General features: G+C 44.5%; 1 protein-coding gene and 1 pseudogene. Both read left to right on the top strand.

What is annotated here, in order from left to right:
- A pseudogene (locus HMPREF1516_RS06120) lies at positions 1 to 457 on the top strand (SIALI-17 repeat-containing surface protein); the annotation flags it as partial.
- A gap of 141 nt (positions 458 to 598) precedes the next feature.
- Entirely contained in the window at positions 599 to 8,848 is an 8,250-nt protein-coding gene (locus HMPREF1516_RS06115; protein WP_033606043.1) for an SIALI-17 repeat-containing surface protein, read from the top strand.
- Positions 8,849 to 8,979 lie beyond the last annotated feature (131 nt).

Genomic DNA, 8,979 nt, shown 5'->3' with positions numbered 1-8,979 from the left:
GCTCCGACAGTTGAGAAACCTGAGTTTCAAGGTGGTGTCAATGCAGTTGAAGCCTTCTATACACGAAGTTCCTGAGTTCAAGGGTAGTGTCAATGCAGCAGAAGCAGCTGTACATGAAGTCCCTGAGTTCAAGGGTGGGGTTAATGCAGTTGAAGCAGCTGTACATGAAGTCCCAGAGTTTAAGGGAGGAGTCAATGCGGTCCAAGCCTTGGTAAACGAGAAACCAGCCTACACAGGTGTATTGGCTACAGCTGGAGATCAAGCAGTTCCAACAGTTGAAAAACCTGAGTACCCGCTCACTTCAAGTCCAGTAGCTGATACCAAAACTCCGGGAGCTAAAGATGAAGAAAAACTACCTGCTACAGGGGAGCACAGCTCAGAAGTAGCCCTCTTCTTAGCAAGTGTGAGTATCGCTTTATCTGCTGCTGTTCTTACGACAAAACGTAAAGAAGATTAATGAGATTTGATTTTAGCAGTCAAAAAGAACTAGAATCAAATAGGATTAAACAGCCGGAGAGGACCTCTAGGTTCTCTCCTTTTTTCAAAGGAGAAATGATACCGCTTACTCATGTAAGCGGATGAAAGGAATAGGAGAAAGATGGATAGACATTTTTTTGAGAAACGCTGTCACTATAGTATAAGAAAATTTGCAATCGGTGCAGCCTCTGTTATGATTGGTGCTAGTATCTTTGGAGCCAATATGGTTCAGGCAGCAGAAACAGCAACGCCTTCAGAAACAGAGGGAAGTATCACCCATGTTCAAGCACTGGATAAGCTACCCGATGATTTAGCCGCTGCGCTTGAAAAGGCGGATGCAGCAGCTGCAACAGAAGCAAATCATGAGGAGACTCCAGCGACTGACGAAGGAACCAATCCTACACCAAGTGAAGCGACAAAACCTGAGACAAGTCCTGCAAGTCCCAAGCCAGCAGAAACGCCGAAACCGGTTGAAACACCAAAGGCAGACAATCAACCTGCGGAAACCACTACGCCCGCAACAAAACCAGATGAAAAGCAAGTCGAAGATAGAGAGGATGTCAACCATCTCGAAGGTGCTACTGCTCAGGCGAGTAACCATGAGACTGGTACCAGCTTTACTGCAGATAAGGCTATCGACGGAGATGACAATACTCGTTGGGCTACAGACAAAGATGTACCAAAACCAACTTTTGAACTAACTCTGCCAAAGACTACCTTGATTAAACATGTAGAAATCGACTGGGATCGTCGTCTTCGGAATGGGCAAAATGACCCCAATATCAAATCTTGGAGTCTCTACTATGCAGGTCAAGAAGACGTGGGCGCTAATGGAGAAAAACAATGGAAACTCGCTCATACCAAGACTGGAGAACCTGTTTTAGATGAGAAAGTTGACTTAGCCAATAGTATTCAAGCTAAATATCTCAAGTTAGAAATCAATGACTATCAAGCGGGAACAATGGGTTGGAGAAACGTTGGAATCCAAGAAATTCGAGCCTATTCTAACGTTCCGGACCATAGTAAGGTAACGGACATCCGCCAAGTAACCGAACTAACAGTAGCAGAAGACGGACAGTCTCTTGTCTTACCAACTTTACCAGGGAAAGTTAGCCTTATCGGAAGCAACAAGCAAGGTGTGATTGACCTTCAAAATCGTATCTATAAACCTTTGACAGATCAACGTGTCAAGGTCATGGTCCAGCAAATCAGAGACAGTCATACCTTTACAAAAGAGTTTGAAGTAGTCATCAAGGGACTACATCAGGACGAGGGTGTGGGTGTCAAACCAAAAGTAGCACCAGCTGTTCAACAATGGTATGGGAAAGAAGGTCAATCTTCTATCACTTCAGATACAGTTCTTGCGACAGGTGATTCTGGCTTTGATCAGGCTGCAAGCTTCTACCAGTCAGACCTTGCCAGCCGTGGATTGGAACTAGCAACAGGTGACAAGCAAGCTCAAAAACGAATCGAATTTAAAAAGGTTGAAAACAAAGGTTATGGTAAGGAAGGCTATGGAATCACTATCCAAGATGACGTGATTACCATTGAAGCTGCAACGAACACAGGAGCCTTCTACGCAACTCGTACTCTTCTTCAAATGGGAGAAACAGACCTACAAAATGGCGAAATTCGTGATTTCCCAAGTTTCAGCCACCGTGGCTTTATGCTGGATACAGGTCGTAAATTTATCCCTTATGACACTCTTGTAGACATCATGCTCAACATGGCTTACTACAAGATGAACGACTTGCAGTTGCACCTTAATGATAACTATATCTTCCTCAAGGAACACTTGGCAGGTAAGAATTTAAGTTCAGAAGAACAACTCAAGTATGTACTTGAACACGCTAAGACTGGTTTCCGTGTGGAGACAGATATTGTTGGTAAGAATGGTCAAAAATTGACATCAGATGAGCACTATACCAAGGAAGAAATGCAAAATCTGATTAAACTTGCCAAGGCCTTGCATATCAACCTAGTGCCAGAAATTGATACACCAGGTCATGCACTATCATTTGTCAAAGTCCGCCCAGACCTCATGTATCAAGGTAGTTTGAGCGATTATGCAGGCAAGCACAATGTCGAGCGCGTAGCTATGCTAGACCTAGATAATAAATACGATGAAACGCTGGCTTTTGTCAAATCAGTTTATGACAAACTCCTCGATGGTCCAGATGCACCGCTTCATGGCGTGTCCACTGTTCATATCGGAACGGATGAATACTATGGCAGCAGAGAAAGCTATCGTCGCTATGTCAATGACCTTATCAAATACATTAAAGGAAAAGGCTATACCCCTCGTATCTGGGGTTCGCTCAGTGCGAAACGTGGGAACACTCCTGTTGATTGGAACGGAGTAGAGGTTGATATCTGGAGTATCGGATGGCAACGACCAAATGAAGCCATTGCTCAGGGAGCTAAAATTATCAACATCACAGATGTGCCGACCTATAGTGTGCCAAGTGGAAGCAATAGTCAAGCAGCCTACGGGGACTATGCTAACTACGAACGTCAGTACAATAGCTGGACACCGAATGATTTTAGAACAGGTGGAGGTCCACTTCTACCAGCTTCTCATCCAAGTATCCTTGGTGGTGGGCACGCAGTTTGGAATGACAATATCGACCTTCATGAGACAGGCTTGACCTCTTATGATATCTTTAAACGCTTCTTTAAGAGCATGCAAACCACTGCAGAGCGCACTTGGGGATCTGATCGTGCAGCTACGACCTTTGCAGAACGCACCCTACCAACAAGCCCTTATGCGCCCCAGTCAAATCCTGATAGAGCGATTGATCAAAGCGACTTGTTTACCATCAATTCTGAAACCATCAAGAACTATACAAGTAAGAAAGTGAAGACAAGCGAGCAGGGATTGGCTTTTGAGAAAGACAGCAGCATCGAAGGCTTGGCTGGTGATGTTGGTCCAAGCCATGTCTTGAAGTTTGATGTGACTGTCACTGGAGACGGTGAACAAACCTTCTCAACAAGTGGGGACAACCGTATCTATCTAGCTGATAAAGACGGCTACCTTGCTTATCAATTTGAACAGTTCCATATCCAGTTCAAGAAGAAACTTGAAAAGAACAAACGCTATCAAATCTCCATCGTGACCAAACCACAATCAACGGAAGTCTATGTGGATGGTGAAAAGATCGAGCGTATCGCGGATCCTGCGCATCCACGTTTGGCTCATACAAGCTTGGTATTGCCACTTGAAAGTATCGGTGGCTTCAAGGGAATCTTGCACAGCGCTGAGTTGACTGATAAGCCTTTTGTAAATCCTCGTTTGATTTCAAATGATAAGATTACTGCAACCGCAAGCAGTCAGCAACTTCCAGGAAATGCGACTGAAGGCGCTGTTGAAAAGGCCTTTGACAATGATCCAAATACCTTCTGGCATACTAAATGGACTGGTGACACTGCGCCATACAGTCTGACTATGACCTTGAAAGAAGCAGAAAAAGTCAATGGCTTGACTTATCTCCCTCGTCCAGGTGGTGGAAATGGTGTCGTTACCCGCTACGAAATCTACGCACAAAAAGATGGCCAAATGGTCAAGGTTTCAGAAGGAAACTGGGACAACAATGCCCAAGAAAAAACAGTTAACTTTGCGGCGGTAGATACCAACAAGATTGAGTTGAAAGTATTGGAAGGCGTTGGTGGCTTTGCAAGTGCAGCTGAAGTTCATTTATTGAAACCTGTCAAAGAAGAGCAAGAAACGCCTGCACCAAGTCAACCAGAAAAACCAACTACACCTGAAAAACCAAAAGTAGACCAAACCGGTGATGGAACAGTTGAATTGGCAGATCAATTTACTGCAAGTAAACCAGCTAGCGAAGACAGCATTGTGGCTGCCAGCAAGAGCGCAGACTATCTCAAGAAAGAGTACAAGGTCTTCCCAACGCCACAAAAAGTGACTTATGGAGAAGGAGTCACAGCCCTTCGTAAGCAAGTCAATCTGGTCATGGGCGATCAACTCGATATCTATACTCGCAATCGCTTGAAGAGTGTCTTGCAGGACAATCAAGTATCTTATACAACTGGTAAGGCGGCAATCGCTAGCGCAACCAATATCTATCTTGGAGTGCATGGACAAGGTTCACAAGCAGAGCAAAACTTGTCCAATGTTTCAGCAGGCCTCTTTGACAAGATTGACGCCTATGTCTTGAGCATCAAGGATAATTCGATTTCCATCGTCGGAAAAGACACAGATGCGGTCTTCTATGGTTTGACAACCTTGAAACACATGCTCAAGGAAAGCCAAGTGCCAGTCCTTCGCAATGTGACAGTAGAAGATTACGCAGAGCTCAAGAACCGTGGTTTCATCGAAGGTTACTATGGAAACCCATGGTCGAATGCAGATCGTGCAGAACTCATGCGTTTTGGTGGCGATTTGAAATTGAACCAATACTTCTTTGCACCAAAAGATGATCCATACCACAACAAGAAATGGCGAGAACTCTATCCAGAAGAAAAACTAGCTGAAATCCGTGAACTTGCTCGTGTCGGAAATCAAAGTAAAACTCGCTATGTGTGGACTATCCATCCATTCATGAACAACCGTATCCGCTTTGGCAATGAAGCACATTACCAAGAAGATTTGGCAACTATCAAGGCCAAATTTACCCAGTTGATGAAAGTGGGTGTCCGCGAATTTGGTATCCTTGCAGATGATGCACCAAGCCCAGTTGGAGGCTACAATAGCTACAACCGCTTGATGCAAGATATGACCAAGTGGTTGACTGAAATGCAGGGAACTTACAGCGGTCTTCGTAAAGAAATGATCTTTGTTCCTGGACAGTATTGGGGTAATGGACGTGAGGATGAGTTGAAATCCCTCAATGAAAATCTCCCAAGATCAACAACCATGACCTTGACGGGGGGTAAGATTTGGGGTGAAGCCTCTGAAAGCTTCCTTTCAACTCTCAAAAACAATCTATCCGCAGGTGGCAAGACCTATCGCCCAGTTTCACTTTGGATTAACTGGCCGGTAACAGACAACTCTAAACAACACTTGATTCTAGGTGGGGGTGAGAAATTCCTTCATCCGAATGTAGATCCTAGCTTGCTATCTGGTATCATGTTGAACCCAATGCAACAGTCTGAACCATCTAAGATTGCCCTCTTTTCAGGAGCTCAATACTCATGGAAACAGTGGAAATCAGAAGAAGAAGCTAAGAAAATCAATGACATTGCCTTCAACTTTGTAGAAAATGGTCATTTTGAAGATAGCAAGGTATCGGCAGCCTTCCGCGAACTTGGTAAGCACATGATCAACCAAAACATGGACAATCGTGTCGTCAAACTAGAAGAATCTGTAGACTTGGCTCCAAAATTAACAGACTTCATGACCAAGCTCAAAGCAGGTCAGGATGTGGCTGCTGAACGTGCAGCCTTGCGTGCAGAATTTGCCAAGATTAAAGAAGCAGCTGAACTCTATAAAGCATCAGGCGATAAAAAAATGGTTGCCCAAATCCACTATTGGTTGGATAATGCAATCGATCAAATGAATGCTCTCGATGCCTTCCTTACAGGAACTGAAGCCATGGCTACAAACGATGCAGCCAAACTTTGGGATAGCTACTATAAAGGTTTGAAATTGTACGAACAGTCTCAAACTCACACCTTCCATTATGTAGACCATATGGAAAAGGCTGAATTGGGTGTTCAACATATTCGTCCATTTATCCTATCCTTGAAAGAAGTTCTAGCGTCTGAAGTTCAAAAAGTCTTGCATCCAGACCAAATCATCAGTACCTTTATTACCAATCGAACAGGTGTAGAGGGTGGTTTGGCAGAAGTGACGGACGGCGATTTGGCAACTCATGCGATTATTAAATCACCAAATAGTATCAAGACAGGTGATTATATTGGTATGAAGTTCAACAAACCAGTAACGATTCAAACCTTGACCTTTGCTATGGGAACGCAGGCAAATCCACGTGATACTTTTAGTAAGGCAGAAGTGCAGTATCAAGATGAAAATGATAACTGGGTAACCTTGAAAGAGCCAAGCTATGTCGGAAATGAATCCCTACTTAAGTTTGAAAATCTCAATATAAAGGCCAAGGCAGTTCGCATGATTGCGACAGCAGACCGTGAGAATACTTGGTTTGCAGTTCAGGAAATTGCAGTCAACCGTCCAGTTGAAAAAGCTCGTAGCCAACAAGCAACGACAGTTAGTCTAAGCTCAAACTTAGTTTACAAACTAAATACCTCAGCCCGTCAAATCACTGATGGCAAGGACAATACAGAAGCCATGATGGCAAATGCTGACGGTAGCAATACGACACCAGTAGATGCCTGGGCACAACTGGACCTCGGTGAAGTCAAATCAGTCACTAAAGTACGACTTCGCCAAGGAACGGGTGATAAGCTTGCCGCAGGTGTACTTGAGTATTCTACAGATGGAACTGCGTGGCAAGAGTTGGATCGCCTATCAGGAGAACAAACCAAGGAAGTGACCAGAGCAATCAACGCTCGTTACATCCGAGTCCGCAATACCAAAGCTCTCGACCTATGGTGGCGTATCCAGGACTTCTCTGTTGAGACACGCTCTGGAAATAGTGAGTTAACAGACACCAACGTCGACGCCTTGAAGGAAACACCAGTAGTGGATAGCTTGGGCAGTTACGAGCTTCAAATTCCAGCTGGAACCAAACTCCCTGCTCATAGCTATCTAGGTATGAAGCTTGACCGTATCCATCAGATCAAGAGCATCCAGCTCCAAGGTCAGGCCAATCCAGCTCTTACTCTAGAGTACTCTGCAAATGCGCAAGAATGGACGCCGGCTAGCCAGTTGACAGACAGAACTGTTGCAACCCACTTGGTTCGTTATGTTCGTCTGGTCAATAAAACAGATCAGGAACAAGCTGTGACAGCCACTTCTCTCCTTGTGACAACCAAAGAAGTACAACCAACCAAACTAGAATCTACAACTATGGGCATTCATCCAACATACGGAAGCAATGATGTTCGTAAACTGAACAACCTAGATCAACTGTTTGACGGTGTTTATAACAACTTCGTTGAGTTTTCAGACTATGCCCATAAAGATGGCCACGTAACCTTGAAACTTGGTAGCGAACGTACCATCAAGAAGATTAGAGCTTATATCCAAGACGGAACACAAAACTACCTTCGTGATGGTAAGATTCAAGTCAGCCAAGACGGTAAAACTTGGACTGATGTCGTTACAGTAGGAGATGGTGTGGCCAACAGCCAACACGATGATTCATTGACAGATGGTTGGACACATGATTCTAAGATGCCAGGAAATCGCTATATCGAGGGTGAATTGACGACACCGGTTAAAGCTAACTATCTCCGTGTCCTCTATACAGCAGACTATGATGCCCGTTTTGTAGGCTTTACAGAATTGGTCATCAACGATGGTGAATTTGTCAAACCAATCAATGATCCAACAGTAGAAGGAAGTAGTGGAGAAAGCCAAGGCAACCTTTATAATAATCTTGTAGACGGCAAAGTCTTGACCAGCTACAAGTCTGAAAAAGACAAGGGCGAGTTGGTGTATCACTTGTCTGAACCAACTAAAGCTAACCACCTTCGTCTCGTTTCCAGTCTTCCTGAAGGAGCGCAAGCACGTGTTCTTGCTAGAACACTTAAGGATGGCCAAGACAGTTGGACAGACCTCGGTGCCATTACATCTAGTCTCCAAACTTTTGCTATCCGAAATGGCGGCTCTCTTCTAGACGTCAAATTAGTCTGGGAAGGCGGCAAGGCTGAGTTTTATGAATTGGCGAGCTTCTATCAAGAATTAACAGAGGAAGCTGTTCAATCAAGCAAGGGCGAAGAACCAGCACCCGTTCTTGAGGTTCCTGAATTCACGGGTGGTGTCAATGCAACTGAGGCCTTGGTACATGAAGTACCAGCCTACACAGGCCCATTAGCAACAGTAGGTGATCAAACTGCTCCAACAGTAGAGAAACCTGAGTTTCAAGGTGGTGTCAATGCAGTTGAAGCCTTGGTACATGAGCTTCCAGCCTACACAGGCCCATTATCAACAGTAGGCGACCAACCAGCTCCGACAGTTGAGAAGCCTGAGTTCCAGGGCGGTGTCAATGCAGTTGAAGCTTTGGTACATGAACTTCCAGAGTACACAGGTCCAATCTCAACAGTAGGCGACCAAGCCGCTCCAACTGTAGAGAAACCTGAGTTTAACCTTAGCTCTTTAGCTTCCGATCAAGGTAAGACGCCAGATTATAAGCAAGAAATAGCTAGACCAGAAACAGCTGAACAAAGCTTGCCAGCAACTGGTGAGAGTCAATCTGACACAGCCCTCTTCCTAGCAGGTGTTAGCCTAGCCCTATCTGCTCTCTTTGTAGCAAAAACAAAGAAAGACTAGTATTTAGTAAAACCTCTTAACAAGATTACGAACTCCGTTTCTTATCTTTCTCAATGAGGTTTATAGTACGTAGAAAGCCTGAGAAGATTTCTTCTCAGGCTTTTGCTAAGCACATAAATACGATACTGCTA

It is taken from the genome of Streptococcus sp. CM6 (genome assembly GCF_000526095.1).
GTDB classification, from domain to species: Bacteria; Bacillota; Bacilli; order Lactobacillales; family Streptococcaceae; genus Streptococcus; species Streptococcus oralis_BW.
Note: the sequence above shows the minus strand (reverse complement) of the source record. Positions and strands in the feature narration are given on the sequence as shown.